Source organism: Microbacterium terrisoli, assembly GCF_030866805.1.
GTDB classification, from domain to species: Bacteria; Actinomycetota; Actinomycetes; order Actinomycetales; family Microbacteriaceae; genus Microbacterium; species Microbacterium terrisoli.
In genome coordinates, this window is the sequence record NZ_CP133019.1 from 568,178 (window position 1) to 586,579 (window position 18,402).

Genomic DNA, 18,402 nt, shown 5'->3' on the forward strand with positions numbered 1-18,402 from the left:
TGCCCCCGCCCCATCGATCCCCGACAGATCCCCGACAGGAAGACCCCATGACGATCCCTCAGGAACAGGCCACGTGGTTCGCCGACACGTTCAGGCTGCTCGCCGACAACGTCGAGCAGGCGGTGCTGGGCAAGCGCCATGTGATCGAGCTGGTGCTGACAGCCATGCTCAGCGAGGGTCACGTGCTCCTCGAGGATGTTCCCGGCACCGGCAAGACGTCGCTGGCGCGCGCGCTGGCCCAGTCCGTGCAGGGCACGAACACCCGCATCCAGTTCACACCCGACCTGCTGCCCGGCGACATCACCGGCATCACCGTGTACGACCAGAAGACGGGCGCGTTCGAGTTCCACGCGGGTCCCGTCTTCGCCAATGTGGTGCTGGCCGACGAGATCAACCGGGCGAGCCCCAAGACCCAGTCGGCGCTGCTGGAGGTCATGGAAGAGGGCCGGGTCACCATCGACGGCGTCACCCGCGCGGTGGGTGTGCCGTTCCTGGTGATCGCGACGCAGAACCCCGTCGAGCAAGCCGGTACCTACCGCCTTCCCGAGGCGCAGTTGGACCGATTCCTGCTGAAGACGTCGTTGGGCTACCCCGACCACGCGGCGACGGTCCGCATCCTCGACGGGGCGGCCGTGTCCACCGACAGGATCGAGCCGGTCATCACCCCGCAGGCTCTCGTGCACATGGCCGACCTCGCCCGCGACGTGTACACCAACGCCCTCGTGCTCGATTATGTCGCGCGGGTGGTGGATGCCACACGCTCGGCGGAACAGGTGCGCCTGGGCGTCAGCATCCGCGGCGCTCTGGCGCTGACGCGTGCCACCCGTACGCGCGCGGTCTCGCAGGGACGCACCTACGCCACGCCCGACGACGTCAAGGCGCTGGCGGTTCCGGTGCTCGCGCACCGCATCATCCTGCACCCCGAAGCCGAGTTCGACGGGGTGACCGCCGAAGCCGTCGTCGGCCAGGTGCTGCTGGATGTCGCACCGCCCACACAGCGCGAGGCCGTATGAGCAGAGCCTCGAGCCCGTTGACCCGCGCCCCGGCGCGCGAGGCGACCGAGGGCATCACCTTCAGCGCGGGGATGACCGCGGCCGAAGGGTCGACCACCTTCATGACCCGCGTCGCCGAGGAGCGCCGCGGGTGGCTCGTGCGCGCCGTCGTGGCAGTGCTGCGCGCGGCACGTCACGTGCGTGCGGGAGTGGTCGCGGCCACGCACTGGCTCGCCGAGACCGTGAACCCGGCCGGCTGGCTCGTGCTGGCGCTGGCCACGGCAGGGCTGGCCCTGGGCTGGACCCTCGGCTGGGTCGAGGCGCTGGTGGCGGGCTTCGCCTCGCTGGTCCTCGCCCTGATGAGCGTGCCGTTCCTGTTCGGCGCACGCGGCTATGACGTCTCGGTGCGTCTCGAGCACGAGCGCGTGGTCGCCGGCGACCCGCTGCGCGGCGAGATCCTGATCCGCAACGTCGGGGCCCGCACCGCTCTTCCGGGCCGCCTGGACCTGCCCGTCGGGCCGGGGCTGGTCGAACTCGGAGTGCCGCTGCTGCGCCCCGGGCACGAGGTGGCCCGCCCGCTGCAGATTCCGGCGCTGCGCCGGGGAGTGGTGACAGTCGGCCCGCCCACCGCGGTGCGCAGCGATCCGGTGGGAATCCTCCGTCGCGAGCACGAGTGGGACGAACGGCACGAGATCTTCGTGCACCCGCGCACCACGGCGGTGCCCGCCACCAGTGCGGGTCTGATCCGCGACCTCGAAGGCAGCCCGAGCCGGCGCGTCGTGGACTCCGACATGTCGTTCCACGCGATCCGCGAATACGTGCCCGGCGATGCCCGCCGGCAGATCCACTGGAAGTCGACGGCCAAGACCGGTCGGCTGATGGTGCGCCAGTTCGAAGAGACCCGCCGCTCGCGACTGGCGGTGGTGCTCAGCGTCGCCGATGACGACTATGCCACCGACGACGAGTTCGAACTCGGCGTGAGCGCTGCGGCATCCCTCGCCGTCCAGGCGCTGCACGACGGTCGCGACCTCGACGTGGTCACCGGGGCCGAGATCCCGCGCGTGGTGCAGAACCGCATGCGGTCGATCGAAGTGCTGCGCGCCGGCACTCCGCGCGGTATGCTCGACGGCTTCTCGCGCCTGAACGCGCTGGAGCACACGATGCCCCTGGCCGACGTGTGCCGATTGGCCGTCGAGGCATCCGACGTGCTGTCGCTCGCGTTCGTGGTGTGCGGTTCGCAGACCACACCTCTGCGGCTGCGGCAGGCGGCGCTCGGCTTCGAGACGGCGACCGCGGTCGTCGCCGTCGTATGCGACCAGAAAGCGCACCCGCGCATACAGCCGCTGGGGGAGCTGACGGTGCTCACGATCGGTCTGCTCGACGACCTGACCTCGCTCCTGCTGCGCAGTTCGCAGTCCGGCGTTCAGACGGGCGCACGCGCCGGGGCCGAGGCGATGGCATGAGCACCGCGACCGGCAGCGTCCGCCGTCAGTCGAAGGATGCCGTGACCCTGCGCTCACGCGAAGTGGCCATCGGCACCGGCTATGTGCTGGCGATGGCGGTGGTGGCCGCGGTTGCCGCGTGGCCGATCTATGCCGACACGCGCATGCTCGTCGTCGCGGGACTCGGGGCGGCCGCCGCGCTGATGATCTGCGTCGTGGCCACCGCCGTCCGCTGGCCGGGGTGGGTCACCGCCCTGTCGGGCCTGGTGGCATTCGCCGTCATCGGTGTGATCGTCGCCGTCCCGCCGAACGGGATCGGCGGGATCCTGGCATCCCTGCGTGACGTGGGTCTGGGTGCTGTCACCGGCTGGAAGGACCTCGTCACCGTCGAGCTGCCCGTCGGCGCGTACCGCAACCTGCTGGTGCCCGCGCTGGTCGTGTTCCTGTTCGGCACGCTCGCCGCCCTGCGGCTGGCCTGGCGCCACGAGCGCGCGGGCAGCTGGGCGGCGGCGGTGACGATCGCGATGACGGCGTTCGGGCTGCTGTTCGGCCGCACCGTCACCAGCGCCGCCGTGGCCCTGGGACCGATCGTGATCCCCGCTCCCCGGGAGCTGGCGTGCGGTGCGGCGGCCCTCGTGCTGTCGCTGGCCTGGCTCGGCTGGCGCAATGCCGCGCAGCGCCACCGCGCCCTGCAGCGCGCGGCCGACCTCAGCGGCGTGCAGCTCTCGCGCCGCCGGACGGGATCGGATCGTCGTCGCGGTGCCCTGGCGGCCGCGATGGTGGTGACGGCCGTGGTCGCCGCCGCCGTGGTGACCCCCGCTGTCGCCGCGGGGCGCACGCGCGACGTGCTGCGCAGCGCCACCGGGCCCGAGCAGGCGATCAGCCGGGCGGTCACTCCGCTCAGCGACTACCGCAGCAATTTCGCCGACGGTGTGGCCACCGCGCCGCTGTTCACCGTCGCCGCCGTCGAGGGTGCGCTGCCTGACCGCATCCGCATCGCGACACTTTCGGACTACGACGGAACGGCCTACCGTGTCGCGCCCGAGGCGGCAGGTGCCGGGTTCGTGCGCGTGCCGGCGCGGCTGCCGGGCGGTTCGGGGTCCTCGTCGACCGTGCGGATCGCAATCGACGGCCTGCGGGGCATCTGGATGCCGACGTTCGGGTCGCTGCAGCAGGTGCGCTTCGGCGGGGCGGATGCCGCATCCGCCGCCGGTGCGTTCTATTACGATGCCGACGCCCAGGCAGGCGTGCTGACCGCGGGGCTGCGGGCAGGCGACGCGTACGAGGTGACGGCGACCACGGCGACCCCCGCGGATGTCGCCACATTGCGGGCGCCGGGTGCGAGCCCGTCGGTGGTGGTGCCCGACAGCGTCAAGACCTGGATGAACAAGCAGGATGCCGGAGCCGGGGGAGCGGCACTGGCCACCCTCGCGCAGCGCCTGCGCGAGCGCGGCTACCTCAGCCATGCCCTGTCGGTGCCCTCCGGCGGGGCGGACTGGATGCGGGCACTGGGCGGGTCGTACACGTTCCAGCCCAGTGCGTCGGGGCATTCGCTGGCGCGCATCGACGCGATGTTCCGCAGCCTGGTGGCGCGGCAGGCCGAGTCCGGCTCGGGTTCGCTGGTGGCCGCGCCCGGCGACGACGAGCAGTTCGCGGTGGCCGTGGCGCTGGTCGCCCAGCAGCTGGGCTTTCCTTCCCGGGTCGTCGTGGGTGCGCGCCTGAGAGCCGACGAGGGCGACGGGCCGAACGCGGCCCCCGTGTGCCGCGACGGTGCGTGCACCGGTGACGACATCATCGTGTGGACCGAGGTGCAGGACGCATCGGGTTCGTGGGTGCCGGTGGATGCCACGCCCCAGCACACCGAGGGCGCCGAGAACGTCGTGACCAAGCAGCGCGATCCTGAGAATCCGACGCCGGTGCGTGCGCAGAACGCGCAGGAGGTCGACCCGCCCGATCCCACCCGTCAGGACTCCGGCGACGCGGCCCCGCGGGGCAGCGACGACGAGCAGGCGAGCCAGATCTGGGGCATTCTGCGCATCGTCGGCATCTCCGGGCTCGGTCTGCTGGCGGTGGGTTCGCCGTTCATCGCGATCCTGGCGGCCAAGGGCGTGCGGCGGCGCGGACGGCGCGGCGATGCGACGCCGGGGGCGCGCGTGGTCGGCGGCTGGGAGGAATACGTCGATGCCGCAGTCGATCACGGTCTGGTCGCTCCCGGCGTGCACACCCGCGTCGAGCTCGCCGCAGCCCACGATTCCGTGGCCGCCCGACAGCTGGCAGGCCAGGCAGATCGCGCCGTCTTCTCGGACCGCGCTCTGACCGCGGACGACGCCGACCAGTGCTGGAACATCGTCGACGACGAGCGACGCCGGCTCTCGGCATCCCTTCCACTATGGCGACGAGTGGGTGCGGCCCTATCGTTGAGATCATTCGCCCGGGGCTTGGGACCCCGGACCGTGCGCCGCCGCACCCGCGGCGACGCACGCACCGCTCCCGGTATCGAGAGGAGAGGGCCCGCATCGCATGCGGCGCCCGCTGAGACATGAACGACAGCGTCATCGCAGCAGCCATCACCGCACTGTCGGTGTCGCTGGTGCTCACCGTCGTGTTCTACATCTGGGTCGCGCTCGCCCTGCAGGCGGTCTTCCGCAAGACCGGCGAAGAGGGCTGGAAGGCCTGGGTCCCGGTGTACAACGGAGTGATCCTGCTGCAGCTCGGGGGCATCAGCGGCTGGTGGATGCTGCTGGTCATCGTGCCCGGTGTCTCGATCGTGCTCTACGTGATGATGATCATCGCGTGCCACCGCATCAACGCGGGATTCGGCTACGGGGCCGGAATGACCGTGCTGGCCGCGCTGCTGTTCCCGGTGTGGGCGAGTGTGGTCGGCTGGTCCAGCAACCGCTGGGTGGGTGCGGTGCGCCCGTCCGGCCACGGACCGGTGCGCTCGGGCTCTCCTGCGCCCTCGGCCTCCGAGGCGGCATCGCTGGGTTGGCTGACCAACTCGGCCGCCGTGCCCGGCAGCCCTGCCCGAAGCGCCCAGCCGGCCCCGCCGACGGCGACCACCGCCACGGGGGGAGGGCCGATCGACGTTCCGCCGCTGCCGCGCCCGGCCGTCGCCGATGCGCCGGTGTCGGCAGGGTCGATTCCGCCTGCTTCCCCTGCGCCCGTCTGGGCGGCGCCGGTTTCCCCTGCGCCCGTCTGGGCTGCGCCGGTTCCCCCCGCGCACGTGTCGACTGCGCCGGACGCCGCCGGGTACATGCTGGAGGCCCCGGACTCCTCGGCGTCCGCGCCGTTCGTCCCTGCTGCGGCATCCTCGCGAGACGCTCCGCTGGCGCGCCTGCCCATCGAGATCTCGCCGACCGGGTACGTGCCGTTCGACGAGGAAGACGACGACGACATGTCGTCCGGCGTCGTGTTCGGCGAACCCCCGCTCACGCCTGCACCGCCCGTCGACTTCGAGCCACCGGCACCGCGCCGTACCGGCTCGTTCATCCCGATGCCGGCGGCCGAAGACGACGGCGAAGGTCCGAACCCGTGGGCGCCGCCGTCGGCGACGCGCGCGCCGCTGCGCTCGCCCGAGCCGCATGGCATGTTCTCCGACACGTCCGGCGAAGTGTCGGCCGTGGCAGGTGCACCGGCGCTGGGCGGACCGATGTCGGCGCGGTCGTCGGTCTCGGCGCAGCGTTCGGCGCCGGAGATCCCGGAGTCCGAGGACCTGTTCGACGAAACCATCGTGGCACCGCGCAAGCGCACCGCGTGGGTCTTGATCCCGCCCATCGGAGCCCCCATCGCGATCGCGCGGGACGTGCTCATTCTCGGGCGTCGCCCGAACGCCGACCCCGAGCATCCCGAAGCCCAGCTGGTGCCGATCGCCGACGAGACCCGCACGGTGTCCAAGACCCACGCCCGGCTGGAACTGAGCGACGACACGTGGGTCATCACCGACCTCGGTTCGACGAACGGCATCACCCTGATCGGCGACGACGGCGGCGAGATGGAAGCCGCCGCCGGACGTCCGCTGCCGGTGATCGAGCGGTTCCTGCTCGGTGACGCCGAACTGCGGCTGCAGCGCGACGGAGCCTGATGACGCGGGACGACGCCTCATGACGCAGGACGACGCCTGATGGCGCGCGACGATGACGATCTCGACGAGACGCAGCCCTCGCCCCGCCGGGCCGTGACGCCGGCGGAGGACGATCTCGACGAGACGGTGGTCTCTGCGCGGCCGGGCGCCGGCTCCGCCGACTCCGCGCTCGACGACGATGACGACCAGACGGTGGTCTCGCCGCGCCATCCCGGGGCGGAGGCACCGAGTGCGTTCGATGAGACGGTGGTCTCGCAACGCCGGAGCGGCAGAGACCCACAGGACGCACTCGATCAGACGGTGGCTTCGCCGCGGCATCCCGGTTCTTCGAAGCCCGCCGCCGGCAGTGGGCCCTCGCGCTACGCGGCACCGCGTTCCGTCGCGCCTCGCTCGCCGTCCGAACGGGGGGCGTCGCGCACGACGGTGGTCGGGTCGTCGCCGTCGCGGGAGGGGCGCCGCGCCACCGACGGCACCGCCGAGCGGGCGATCTACAAGCCGCGCCCGCCCGAGCCGGCCCGCATCGTGCGCCGTCCTTCTGCCGATGCCGCCGCGCCTGCGCCCGCGCCCGACCCGGCCCCGGTGCGCCGTCGTCGGGTCGCGCCGCTGATCATCCTGATCGTGTCGTCGGCGGTGGCCGTCGGCGCTGCCACGGTGCTCATCCTGCTGCTGAGCTGACCTGACCTGACCTGACCTGAGCCGAGCTGAGCTGAGCTGAGCCGAGCCGAGCCGCGAAGCGCGCTTCGCGCCGTGACCCGGACATCCTGCCCCATCTGAGGCCGTGCGTTTGACCCAGCACCGCTACGGCGCGTATCATTGGTTGGGTGTGCGCTCATGCGCGCTCTGTGTTGCGCCTCGGTGCAGGACGAGCGAGCGGGAGCGGCACAGCTCAGGGACCGACCTGCGAACAGGTCACCCCCACGGCATATCCACCACACAACAGTACGTCGCACTCGTGGCGTGCCGGTGGGTCCATGTCTGTCTGCAGCAAGCGCATCGCAAGATCCGGGATGCCGCGGACGGAACACGATCGCTGTCACCGTGCAGCACAACACAGAAGGAAGAACGTGCCAACCATTCAGCAGTTGGTTCGCAAGGGGCGCTCGCCGAAGGTCAACAAGACCAAGGCTCCCGCACTGAAGTCGAACCCGCAGCAGGCCGGCGTCTGCACCCGCGTCTACACGACGACCCCGAAGAAGCCGAACTCGGCGATGCGCAAGGTCGCTCGTGTCAAGCTCCGCAACGGCACCGAGGTCACCGCCTACATCCCCGGCGAGGGCCACAACCTGCAGGAGCACTCGCTCGTGCTCGTCCGCGGCGGTCGTGTGAAGGACCTCCCCGGTGTGCGCTACAAGATCGTCCGCGGTGCCCTGGACACCCAGGCCGTCAAGAACCGTAAGCAGGCTCGTTCCCGCTACGGCGCGAAGAAGGGTTGAGTTAGATGCCTCGTAAGGGTCCCGCCCCCAAGCGCCCTGTCGTCAATGACCCGGTCTACGGTGCGCCCGTCGTGTCGCAGCTGGTCAACAAGATCCTCGTCGACGGCAAGAAGTCGCTGGCCGAGTCGATCGTCTACGGCGCCCTGCAGGGCGTCGAGGCCAAGAACGGCCAGGATGCCGTCGCCACGCTGAAGAAGGCGCTCGACAACGTCCGCCCCACCCTCGAGGTCAAGAGCCGCCGCGTCGGCGGTTCGACCTACCAGGTGCCGGTCGAGGTCAAGCCGCACCGTGCGAACACGCTGGCGTTGCGCTGGCTCGTGAGCTACGCCAAGGGTCGTCGCGAGAAGACCATGACCGAGCGCCTGCAGAACGAGATTCTGGATGCCTCGAACGGCCTGGGTGCCGCGGTCAAGCGCCGCGAAGACACTCACAAGATGGCCGAGTCGAACCGCGCGTTCGCTCACTACCGCTGGTAAATACCCCCGGTCGTTGAGCGAGGGCCGACAGCCCGAGTCGAAACGTGTTTCGACTCGCGGCTGCGCCGCTCGCTCAACGACCGAGACAGATAAGGAAGACACCCCGTGGCACAAGACGTGCTCACCGACCTCAAGAAGGTCCGCAACATCGGCATCATGGCGCACATCGATGCCGGCAAGACGACGACGACCGAGCGCATCCTGTTCTACACGGGCGTCAACCACAAGATCGGTGAGACGCACGACGGTGCGGCCACGACCGACTGGATGGAGCAGGAGCAGGAGCGCGGCATCACCATCACCTCCGCCGCGGTGACCTGCTTCTGGAACGGCACCCAGATCAACATCATCGACACGCCCGGCCACGTCGACTTCACGGTCGAGGTCGAGCGGTCGCTGCGCGTGCTCGACGGCGCGGTCGCCGTGTTCGACGGCAAGGAGGGCGTGGAGCCCCAGTCCGAGACCGTGTGGCGTCAGGCCGACAAGTACGACGTGCCCCGCATCTGCTTCGTCAACAAGATGGACAAGCTGGGCGCCGACTTCTACTTCACGGTCTCCACGATCGTGAACCGTCTGAAGGCCAAGCCCCTCGTGCTGCAGCTGCCCATCGGAGCCGAGAGCGACTTCGTCGGCGTCGTCGATCTGGTCGAGATGCGTGCGCTGGTGTGGCCGGGTGATTCCAAGGGTGACGTGACCATGGGCGCCCACTACGAGGTGGAAGAGATTCCCGCCGACCTTCAGGCCAAGGCCGAGGAGTACCGCCAGCAGCTGCTGGAGACGGTCGCCGAGTCCGACGAGCACCTGCTCGAGAAGTACTTCGGCGGCGAGGAGCTCACGGTCGCCGAGATCAAGGGCGCGATCCGCAAGCTCACCGTCGCAGGCGACCTGTACCCGGTGCTGTGCGGTTCGGCATTCAAGAACCGCGGCGTGCAGCCCATGCTCGACGCGGTCGTGGACTACCTGCCCTCGCCCGAGGACGTGCCCGCCATCGAGGCGCACGACCCCAAGGACGAAGAGAAGGTCATCGAGCGCCACCCCAGCAGTGATGAGCCGTTCGCGGCGCTGGCGTTCAAGATCGCGGTGCACCCGTTCTTCGGGCGTCTCACGTACGTGCGCGTGTACTCGGGTCATCTCGACTCGGGCGCGCAGGTGCTCAACGCGACCAAGGGCAAGAAGGAGCGCATCGGAAAGATCTTCCAGATGCACGCCAACAAGGAGAATCCGGTCGACCACGTCACCGCCGGCCACATCTACGCCGTCATCGGCCTGAAGGACACCACCACCGGTGACACCCTGGCAGATCTGGCAGCCCCGGTGGTGTTGGAGTCCATGACCTTCCCCGAGCCCGTGCTTGAAGTGGCCATCGAGCCCAAGACCAAGGCCGACCAGGAGAAGCTGGGCGTTGCGATCCAGAAGCTGGCCGAAGAGGACCCGACGTTCCGCGTCGAGCAGAACTCCGAGACCGGTCAGACCGTCATCAAGGGCATGGGCGAGCTGCACCTCGACATCATCGTGGACCGCATGAAGCGCGAGTTCAAGGTCGAGGCCAACGTCGGCAAGCCCCAGGTCGCGTACCGCGAGACGATCCGCAAGGCCGTCGACCGTCACGACTACACCCACAAGAAGCAGACCGGTGGTTCCGGTCAGTTCGCGAAGATCCAGTTCGCGCTCGAGCCGCTGGAGGTCACGGCCGAGAAGACGTACGAGTTCGTGAACAAGGTCACCGGTGGCCGCATCCCGCGCGAGTACATCGAGCCGACCAACCAGGGCTTCCAGGACGCCATGCAGGTCGGCGTGCTGGCCGGCTATCCCATGGTGGGCGTGAAGGCGACACTGCTGGACGGTGCGTCGCACGACGTCGACTCGTCCGAGATGGCGTTCAAGATCGCCGGTTCGATGGGCTTCAAGGAGGCCGTCCGCAAGGCGAACCCGGTCATCCTCGAGCCGCTCATGGCCGTCGAGGTGCGCACGCCCGAGGAGTACATGGGTGACGTCATCGGCGACCTGAACAGCCGCCGCGGACAGATTCAGGCGATGGAGGACGCGCAGGGCGTGAAGGTCGTGCGCGCGCTCGTCCCGCTGTCGGAGATGTTCGGCTACATCGGTGATCTGCGCTCGAAGACCTCGGGCCGCGCCGTCTACTCGATGGAGTTCGACAGCTACGCAGAGGTCCCCAAGGCTGTGTCCGAGGAGATCGTCCAGAAGACCAAGGGCGAGTGATCGTCCGCCCCGGTCGTTGAGCGAGGGCCGCAGGCCCGAGTCGGAACGCGTTTCGTCTCGCTTCGCTCGCTCAACGACCGGGACCGCTTCATAACTTCACACATATCAACCGAACCCTCTCTACTACACTGAGAGACATCCCCGTAGCGAGCCGGTCGCAATCCAGTGCCCGGAATCTCTACACGACCGTCCTGAGGAGGACCCAGTGGCTAAGGCCAAGTTCGAGCGGACCAAGCCGCACGTGAACATCGGAACGATCGGTCACGTGGACCACGGCAAGACCACGCTCTCTGCCGCGATCTCGAAGGTGCTCGCTGACAAGTACCCGTCGGACGTCAACGTCGTCCGTGACTTCTCTTCGATCGACTCGGCTCCCGAGGAGCGCCAGCGCGGCATCACGATCAACATCTCGCACATCGAGTACGAGACCCCGAAGCGTCACTACGCTCACGTGGACGCCCCGGGCCACGCTGACTACGTCAAGAACATGATCACCGGTGCCGCTCAGATGGACGGCGCGATCCTCGTGGTCGCCGCCACCGACGGCCCGATGGCGCAGACCCGTGAGCACGTTCTGCTCGCCAAGCAGGTCGGCGTGCCGTACCTGCTGGTCGCGCTGAACAAGTCCGACATGGTCGACGACGAGGAGATCCTGGAGCTCGTCGAGCTCGAGGTCCGCGAGCTGCTGTCGAGCCAGGGCTTCCCCGGCGACGACGCTCCGGTCATCCGCGTCTCGGCGCTGAAGGCGCTCGAGGGCGACGAGAAGTGGACGCAGTCCATTCTCGACCTCATGGAGGCCGTCGACGAGAGCGTTCCCGACCCGGTGCGTGACCGCGACAAGCCCTTCCTGATGCCGATCGAGGACGTCTTCACGATCACCGGTCGTGGCACCGTCGTCACCGGTCGCGCCGAGCGCGGCACGCTGGCTCTGAACTCCGAGGTCGAGATCGTGGGTCTGCGCCCGACGCAGAAGACGACCGTCACCGGTATCGAGATGTTCCACAAGCAGCTCGACGAGGCCTGGGCCGGCGAGAACTGTGGTCTGCTCCTTCGCGGCACCAAGCGTGACGACGTCGAGCGCGGCCAGGTTGTGGCCAAGCCCGGCTCGGTGACCCCGCACACCAACTTCGAGGGCACGGCGTACATCCTGTCCAAGGACGAGGGCGGCCGTCACAACCCCTTCTACACGAACTACCGTCCGCAGTTCTACTTCCGCACCACGGACGTCACCGGCGTCATCACGCTGCCTGAGGGCACCGAGATGGTCATGCCCGGCGACACCACCGACATGGCCGTCGAGCTGATCCAGCCGATCGCCATGGAAGACGGACTCGGTTTCGCGATCCGTGAGGGTGGCCGCACTGTCGGCGCCGGCACGGTCACGAAGATCGTGAAGTAAGTCTTCTCGACTGACTGCGAAAAAGGGGTCGGGTCCTTTGGGATCCGGCCCCTTTTCGCGTGTTTCCCGTAGGGCGGCGCGTTCGGGTCTGGCGTGTTCGGGGCCGACCGGTGATACTGGGCAATACTGATGCGGGCGTGCACCGGCACGCCGGGGGAGGAGAGCCAATGGGTATCGGAGACATCGTGAACCAGGGCAAAGAGTTCCTGGAGCAGAACAAAGACAAGATCGACGATGCGCTGCACAGTGAGCAGGCGGAAAGCATCAGCGACAAGGTCCTCGACGGCGCGGCTGACTTTGCCAAGAAGGTTGCGCCCGACTCGGTCGACGGCAAGATCGACGAGTTGCGAGGCCAGGCCGACGCGGCCGTCGGCACTGAATAGCGCACACACAATCAGAAGAGGCGGGGCGGATGCTGCGGCATCCGCCCCGCTTCTTCTTTCACACGCGTCACATCCGCCCCGCAGGTGACGCTGCGTGCCACGCCGGGACTGAGCAGTTGCCCGGACTGCTTGCGTAGGAGCACCCGGCAGGTAGACTGCTACCACGAGTCGAGCACAGCCACCCGTGGGCGGTGAGGGACTCGGGGGCGAGACGGCGTGGGGCCGGATCGCCTGACAACTGGGAAAAATCCGACGACTGGGGAGTCGGCGATATGGCGTTTCATGCGTCTGGGGACGCGCACCTTCGGGGCATGCAGGTAGTTGCTGCTCCTCTCGCGAAGCGAGTCGCTTCTGCGGCTTTCGACCAAGCAACCGGCACGGATTGGTACCGGCGACTGTCCTGGTCGATCTGGTGCACCGATCTGGTGATCCTCGTCCTGGCGGTGTTCGGGGCGCAGCTGGTCTGGTTCAGTTCGTTTCGCACGACCGTGGCGACATGGCCCGGCATCGGACGACCCGAGATCACATATCTCGGCGTGTCGGCCGCTCTGGTCATCGGCTGGATGGCGGCGCTGTCGCTCACGGACTCGCGAACCGCTCGCGTACTGGGCGTGGACGCTACCGAGTATCGGCGCGTCGCCGACGCAAGTCTGCGCATCTTCGGCCTCATTGCGATCATCGCGCTCCTGGTGAAGATCGACCTCGCCCGCGGCTATCTTCTGATCTCACTGCCGATCGGTGTGTGTCTGCTCGTGCTCGGCCGCTGGATGTGGCGCCGATGGCTGATCCATCAGCGCCGACTGGGACTGTACTCGCGTCGCGTCGTGCTGCTGGGGTCGTCGACGTCGATCGAGCAGGTCGCCCGCGATCTGCAGCGCTTCCCGGGTGCCGGATATCTCGTGGTCGGCGCCTGCACCTCGGCTCAGGAGGCTTCCGAGCGCGGGTGGATGCTGGCCGACGGGCAGGTGCGTGTGCTCGGCGACTTCGACGACATCATCGACGCGATGGCGCGGGTCAATGCCGACACGGTCATCGTCACCGGCTCAGACGACCTGCCTGCGGCCCGCGTCAAGGAGCTGTCCTGGCAGCTGGAGTCGGGGCGTCAGCACCTGGTTCTCTCTCCGGGGATCGCAGACGTCGCAGGTCCCCGCATCCACACGCGCCCGGTGGCCGGGCTCCCGCTGGTCCACGTCGAGACGCCGCGGCTGCGCCGGGGTCAGCTGCTCGCCAAGCGGGGACTCGACGTTTCGTTGGCCACGGTCGGGATCATCGTGCTCAGCCCGCTTCTCGCCGCGCTTGCCGTCCTCGTGCGCACCAACGACGGTGGACCGGCGATCTTCGCGCAGACCCGTGTGGGCCGCGACGGCCGCGGGTTCCGCATGTACAAGTTCCGTTCCATGGTGCCCGACGCCGAGGAGCGGCTGGCCGAGGTGCGCGACCGGGCGCAGGACAGTGGCAATGAAGTGCTCTTCAAGCTGCGCTGCGATCCACGGGTGACCACCGTGGGCAGGTGGATGAGGCGTTACAGCCTCGACGAGCTTCCGCAGTTGTTCAACGTGCTCGCCGGAGACATGTCTCTGGTCGGGCCGAGGCCGCCGCTGCGGTCGGAAGTGGAGCAGTACCCGGAGTCGGTGCATCGCCGGTTCCTCATGAAGCCGGGGATCACCGGCTTGTGGCAAGTGAGTGGTCGGTCGTCGCTGTCGTGGGACACAAGCGTTCGGCTCGACCTCTCGTACGTGGAGAACTATTCGGTCGTGGGCGACCTCGTCATCTTGGGGAAGACGGCGCGGGCCGTACTTCTCCCTGGGGAGGACGCGCATTGACGCATACGGAGTCTGTGGGGGAGTCCGAACATGTCGACACTGGCATCACCATCACCGTTCGCAGGAGTCCGGCCGACGCTGGTGCACCGCCCGGTGCTGCCGTTGCGTGCATCCACCGGGTTCGTGCTCGCGCATGATTATCTGACGCAGCGCGGCGGAGCCGAGCGTGTCGCGCTCGCTCTGGCGCAGGGGCTGGACGCGCGGCGGATCATCACGTCCGTTTACGACCCCGGCGCGACGTTCGACGGCTTTCGGCACTTCGAAGTCGTCACCAGCGGTCTGCCGCTTCTCGACCATTTCCGCAAGGATGTGCGCCGAGCGCTTCCGCTGTTGAGCACGGTGTGGTCGCACATGCGGCCGGTCCGTGCCGATGTGCTCGTGTGCAGCAGTTCGGGGTGGGCGCACGCGATGCCGGCCGCCCCGCAGACGACGAAGATCGTCTACTGCCACAATCCGGCACGCTGGCTCTATCAGCCCGAAGACTACCTGCTCCAGGCGGGCCTGGTCACCCGCACGGCGCTGAAGACGCTCTCCCCCGGGCTGAAGCGTTGGGATCGCCGGGCTGCCGCGACCGCCGACGCTTATGTGGCGAACTCCACCGCGGTCGCCCGGCGCATCGCCCAGACGTACGGTATCCAGGCTGAGGTCATTCACCCGCCGGTCGCCCTCGACGTGCAGGCGCGCCAAGAGGCGGTCGAGGCCGTGGAACCGGGATTCTTCCTGATGATCGCGCGTGCGCGAGGCTACAAGATGGCGGACGCGCTGATCGCCGCGTTCGCCGGTATGCCTGAGCACCGTCTCGTCGTGGTCGGCGGGGCGATGCCCGACGGACTGCCCTCGAACATCACTGCGCTCGGTCGGGTGAGCGAAGCGCGGCTGCGCTGGCTGTATGCCCATGCACGCGCGCTGGTGTCGACGTCGCACGAGGACTTCGGATTGACGCCGATCGAAGCGAACGCATTCGGGACGCCCGCGCTCGTGCTGCGCGCCGGTGGATTCCTCGACAGCACGGCTGAGGGTGTGTCGGGGTCGTTCATCGAAGACGGGTCGGTCGATGCGGTCCGAGCGGCGGTGCAGGGCTTTCGTGGGGACTGGGACCCGGATGCGATCCGTCGTCACGCCGCGCAGTTCTCCCCGGCGTCCTTTGTTCAGAAGCTCAGGGACCTGGCCGAGCGCACTCGCCTGCAGAAGCTCTCGAGGTCGGTGCTGCAAGCCGCGGCGTGAGCGTCGGCGTCGCTCATTCCCGGGCTGGGCGAGTGCCGTGCAGGCTCTCGTAGATGTCATCGACGAAGGAGTCGATCGCGTCGGCGCCGGTTTCGGGCCCGCCGGCGAGTAGCCCGTCGATGCCGAAGAGGATCGCAGTCGGCGTACGCAGTCCGTCGGTGAGCGAGTCGCCGACGTAGTGGTTCGGGTCATGGACGGTCTGGGGCTCGTTCGACGAGGCCAAGATCGTGTCGTTCGGCTCTTCCATCACCAGAAACCGCACATCGACCTCGGGCAGCAGGGCGCGGTAGTCGTCCACGTGCGTGATCACGTGCTGACATGATGCGCAGAAGGCCTGCACCGCCAGCAACAACAGCGGGCGTTCCTGTGTGAGGTGCCGCAGAGTCGTCGTCGTGCCATCGCCGAGCGTGACGGGAACGGCGGGAGTGCGACTGCGTACATAGTCGAGTTCATTGTCCGAGGTGCCGAGTGCTTCGCTGGCGGTGGCTCCCGCCGACGGCGCGACAGCTGCCGCATCCTCTGTTCCACGGAGTACGACCACGAACACCGTCACGGCGGCGACCGCGAGGGCGAGCAGCCAGAGCCAGGATCCCCCCGCGGCGATCACCGCGCCGCCCCACAGCGGATTGGCCCAGATCGTCAGGGCTGTTCCGGTCGCGAGGGCGGTGAGCCAGCCGTTGCGCACGACCGTCCAGCCGGTGACGGGCGCAGGCTCCCCGAAGCACGCGCACGACGCATCGGGTGTGCGGCGCAGGGTGCGCACGATCAGCACGGTGTAGGTGCCCATGAGCACGACGGCGATCACCGCCGCGATGAGGCCCAACGCGCCCCCGAGCAATGCCAGGGCGATGCCCAACACGATCTCGCCCCACGGATGCAGCTGCAGCAGCCAGCGACGCTGCAGCGCGGTCGGCACGCCGAGGTCGCGCCATCCACGCAGATCATCGGGGTGTCGCAGCTTCGCTACGCCACTGGCGATCAGCACGACGGCCATGACGAGCGGCAGGCTGATGCTGAGGGCGACGGGCATGAGGCGAGTTTATCGGCGGGCGCCGACACGACGGACGACCTCGGCATACACATCGGCGTGCGCGCGTGTCACCTCGATGTCGGTGAGGAGTCCCGGTGTGTTCCGAGCCCCTTCTCCGAGCCGTGCAAGCAACGGCAGGTCGTCGGAGAGTCTGCGCAGCGCCGCCGCCAGCGCGGCCTCGTCACGGGGCTGCACGCGCAGCCCGTTCACACCGTCGTGCACCCACTCCCTCGGCCCGCCCTCGTCGGCCACGACCGCGGGCACCCCGGCCGCAAGGTATTGCAGCACGTTCTGTCCCAGAGGCTCGGGACGACGGGATGCCTGTACCCCGACATCCCACGTCGCAAGCAGCGCATCGACATCTGAGACATGCCCCGGAAGTGACACGCGCTCGCCGACCCCGAGGCGCACAGCGTGCGTGCGCAGTTCATCGACGTAGTCGTCGTGGCCGAACGGCGCACCGCCGGCGAGCTCGAGCGTCGCGTCACCGTCGGCGAACGCGGCCGCGAACGCCTCGATGAGCAGATCCTGCCCCTTCCACGGGTCGATGCGAGCGAGCATGCCGATCCGCAGTGCGGACGCCGGATGTCGGTGGGCGGGGGAGCGGTGCAGGCCCGACGCGCTGGGGATCACCCTGGTGACCGCGTCCGAGCGCAGGTAAGGCATGGCAGCGGCAAGCGTGTATGCCGAGTTGGCGATCACGCCGTCCGCCCTCGGCAGCACGAGGCGGGTCATCAGGGCGTGGCCGGCCCCTCCCAGCGCCGTCGTGTCGATGATGTCGCGCAGGTGCACGACGAACGGCACCCGGCTGGTCCGCGCCGCCAGCGCACCGTAAGCGGCTGCTCGCGACGTGTTGGCGTCGATGACGTCGGCCGAGCGGAACTCGCCGCGCAGGCGGGTCGCCGCGGCCTGTGCGAGCAGTGACGCCCCGAGAGCGGCAAGGGTGCGTGTGCCGCCGCTGCTCACCCCCGCGCGCTGCGCGACCCCGTAACGGCGCACGGGCACTGTGCCCACGGCGCCGGTGAACACGTCCTCGTCGGCTGTCGGCGGCAGCAGCAGCACGGCCGACCACTCCGGGCCGGAGCGGAACATGCGGGCCAGGGCGTACTCGGCACCGCCGGCGCTGGCTGTGTGGTCGAGGTGCGCGACACGCAGCGGGCGCACCGCGCGGCCGGTCACCGCGGCCGGCCCGCGCCGCTCGGCGGTGCCACCGACTCGCGCTTCGGCTCGCCCAGCGCCCCGGGATCGTTCGCCGCCCGGTCGTACGCGTCGCGATCGGCCGGCGGCATTCCGAGCAGCGCTGCCGCCAGTGCCGTCAGGGCGGGGATCTCTTCTCGGGCCATCTGCAGATACGCATCTTCGTCGCGTCCGTGTGGGTCGATGATGTCACCGGCGGGCCGACGCACGTGAGAAAGGTGGGCGACCAGGTCTCTGAGTCCGGCGACCGAGTAGACGGGCTCGTGAGCGGGAATGAGCTCTGCCGCTGCGCCGGCCTCACGCATCGTGTATGTGCGCTTGAGCGCGGCCGGCACGCGCTGCAGCACCGATGATCGTTGCCGTGTGCTCGCGGTGAGCACCAGATCGGCCGTCGAGATCATCGCGTCGGTGAGCTGTTGGGAGACGTGCGCCGATCCGTCCGCGCCCAGCGCGCGCGCCATCGACTGCACGCGCGAACCCATCGGAGCACCCACCACAGCCTGCAATCCGGCACTCGAGACCTCGACGTGGGTCGAGACCGAGCCCGGCAGGTACCATTGCGCCCAACGCCGCAGCATCGTCTCGGCGAGCGGACTGCGGTGCACGTTGCCTTCGCAGACCGTGACGATCCGAAAGCGGTCGGTCATGGCATCCCTCCACGCGCGTCGCGGTTGCGTTCGCCCCGAAGAAGACAGCGAGGCT

General features: G+C 69.0%; 15 protein-coding genes. 12 read left to right on the plus strand and 3 right to left on the minus strand.

The genetic code is table 11. The features are described from left to right. Nucleotides 1–47: 47 nt before the first annotated feature. The 12 genes from QU603_RS02415 (at nt 48) to QU603_RS02470 (ending at nt 15,473) form a co-directional block, all read left to right on the plus strand. Complete coding sequence (locus tag QU603_RS02415) at nt 48–1,013, plus strand: AAA family ATPase (RefSeq protein WP_308492909.1); 966 nt, start codon at nt 48–50, stop codon at nt 1,011–1,013. Next, nucleotides 1,010–2,455: a DUF58 domain-containing protein gene (locus QU603_RS02420; protein ID WP_308492910.1), complete on the plus strand. Its 1,446-nt coding sequence runs from the start codon at nt 1,010–1,012 to the stop codon at nt 2,453–2,455. The genes QU603_RS02415 and QU603_RS02420 overlap by 4 nt, the downstream gene beginning before the upstream one ends. Further along, nucleotides 2,452–4,977 (plus strand): transglutaminase domain-containing protein, encoded by a 2,526-nt coding sequence (locus tag QU603_RS02425; protein ID WP_308492911.1) that lies wholly within the window; start codon nt 2,452–2,454, stop codon nt 4,975–4,977. The genes QU603_RS02420 and QU603_RS02425 overlap by 4 nt, the downstream gene beginning before the upstream one ends. After that, the gene (locus QU603_RS02430; RefSeq protein WP_308492912.1) at nt 4,974–6,515 is read left to right on the plus strand and encodes a DUF5684 domain-containing protein; all 1,542 of its coding nucleotides are present in this window, start codon (nt 4,974–4,976) and stop codon (nt 6,513–6,515) included. Before QU603_RS02425 ends, QU603_RS02430 begins: the two co-directional genes overlap by 4 nt. A 39-nt stretch (nt 6,516–6,554) precedes the next feature. Continuing rightward, entirely contained in the window at nt 6,555–7,190 is a 636-nt protein-coding gene (locus QU603_RS02435) for a hypothetical protein (protein ID WP_308492913.1), read from the plus strand. 389 nt (nt 7,191–7,579) lie between these two features. Further along, nucleotides 7,580–7,948: a 30S ribosomal protein S12 gene (gene rpsL / locus QU603_RS02440; RefSeq protein ID WP_116241735.1), complete on the plus strand. Its 369-nt coding sequence runs from the start codon at nt 7,580–7,582 to the stop codon at nt 7,946–7,948. A gap of 5 nt (nt 7,949–7,953) precedes the next feature. Beyond that, entirely contained in the window at nt 7,954–8,424 is a 471-nt protein-coding gene (gene rpsG, locus QU603_RS02445) for a 30S ribosomal protein S7 (protein WP_275278761.1), read from the plus strand. 105 nt (nt 8,425–8,529) lie between these two features. Continuing rightward, nucleotides 8,530–10,644, plus strand: coding sequence for an elongation factor G (gene fusA / locus QU603_RS02450; protein WP_308492914.1), 2,115 nt, complete (start codon nt 8,530–8,532; stop codon nt 10,642–10,644). Nucleotides 10,645–10,849: 205 nt separating this feature from the next. After that, nucleotides 10,850–12,043: an elongation factor Tu gene (gene tuf, locus QU603_RS02455; protein ID WP_308492915.1), complete on the plus strand. Its 1,194-nt coding sequence runs from the start codon at nt 10,850–10,852 to the stop codon at nt 12,041–12,043. 167 nt (nt 12,044–12,210) lie between these two features. Continuing rightward, nucleotides 12,211–12,426 carry a hypothetical protein gene (locus QU603_RS02460; RefSeq protein ID WP_308492916.1) on the plus strand — a complete coding sequence of 72 codons (216 nt, stop codon included), beginning with the start codon at nt 12,211–12,213 and terminating at the stop codon, nt 12,424–12,426. Nucleotides 12,427–12,851: 425 nt separating this feature from the next. Then, nucleotides 12,852–14,249: a sugar transferase gene (locus QU603_RS02465; protein ID WP_308492917.1), complete on the plus strand. Its 1,398-nt coding sequence runs from the start codon at nt 12,852–12,854 to the stop codon at nt 14,247–14,249. Nucleotides 14,250–14,279: 30 nt separating this feature from the next. Further along, nucleotides 14,280–15,473 carry a glycosyltransferase gene (locus tag QU603_RS02470; protein WP_308492918.1) on the plus strand — a complete coding sequence of 398 codons (1,194 nt, stop codon included), beginning with the start codon at nt 14,280–14,282 and terminating at the stop codon, nt 15,471–15,473. 13 nt (nt 15,474–15,486) lie between these two features. Here the strand turns inward: QU603_RS02470 and QU603_RS02475 are convergent, their stop codons facing one another. From QU603_RS02475 to QU603_RS02485, 3 genes are read right to left on the minus strand one after another with little or no spacing between them, the layout of a single operon-like run. After that, the gene (locus tag QU603_RS02475; RefSeq protein WP_308492919.1) at nt 15,487–16,503 is read right to left on the minus strand and encodes a MauE/DoxX family redox-associated membrane protein; all 1,017 of its coding nucleotides are present in this window, start codon (nt 16,501–16,503) and stop codon (nt 15,487–15,489) included. A gap of 9 nt (nt 16,504–16,512) precedes the next feature. Beyond that, entirely contained in the window at nt 16,513–17,682 is a 1,170-nt protein-coding gene (locus QU603_RS02480; protein ID WP_308492920.1) for a glycosyltransferase family 4 protein, read from the minus strand. Beyond that, a complete protein-coding gene (locus tag QU603_RS02485; protein WP_308492921.1) occupies nt 17,679–18,347 on the minus strand; it encodes an arsenate reductase/protein-tyrosine-phosphatase family protein in 669 nt (222 codons plus the stop codon). Before QU603_RS02485 ends, QU603_RS02480 begins: the two co-directional genes overlap by 4 nt. Nucleotides 18,348–18,402 lie beyond the last annotated feature (55 nt).

Excerpts from the sequence above, each read along its gene's own strand:
- rpsG (WP_275278761.1), top strand. The coding sequence starts at position 7,954 with ATGCCTCGTAAGGGTCCCGCCCCCAAGCGCCCTGTCGTCAATGACCCG.
- QU603_RS02420 (WP_308492910.1), top strand. The coding sequence starts at position 1,010 with ATGAGCAGAGCCTCGAGCCCGTTGACCCGCGCCCCGGCGCGCGAGGCG.
- QU603_RS02425 (WP_308492911.1), top strand. The coding sequence starts at position 2,452 with ATGAGCACCGCGACCGGCAGCGTCCGCCGTCAGTCGAAGGATGCCGTG.
- QU603_RS02475 (WP_308492919.1), bottom strand. The coding sequence starts at position 16,503 with ATGCCCGTCGCCCTCAGCATCAGCCTGCCGCTCGTCATGGCCGTCGTG.
- QU603_RS02460 (WP_308492916.1), top strand. The coding sequence starts at position 12,211 with ATGGGTATCGGAGACATCGTGAACCAGGGCAAAGAGTTCCTGGAGCAG.
- QU603_RS02485 (WP_308492921.1), bottom strand. The coding sequence starts at position 18,347 with ATGACCGACCGCTTTCGGATCGTCACGGTCTGCGAAGGCAACGTGCAC.
- QU603_RS02430 (WP_308492912.1), top strand. The coding sequence starts at position 4,974 with ATGAACGACAGCGTCATCGCAGCAGCCATCACCGCACTGTCGGTGTCG.
- QU603_RS02435 (WP_308492913.1), top strand. The coding sequence starts at position 6,555 with ATGGCGCGCGACGATGACGATCTCGACGAGACGCAGCCCTCGCCCCGC.
- QU603_RS02470 (WP_308492918.1), top strand. The coding sequence starts at position 14,280 with ATGTCGACACTGGCATCACCATCACCGTTCGCAGGAGTCCGGCCGACG.
- QU603_RS02415 (WP_308492909.1), top strand. The coding sequence starts at position 48 with ATGACGATCCCTCAGGAACAGGCCACGTGGTTCGCCGACACGTTCAGG.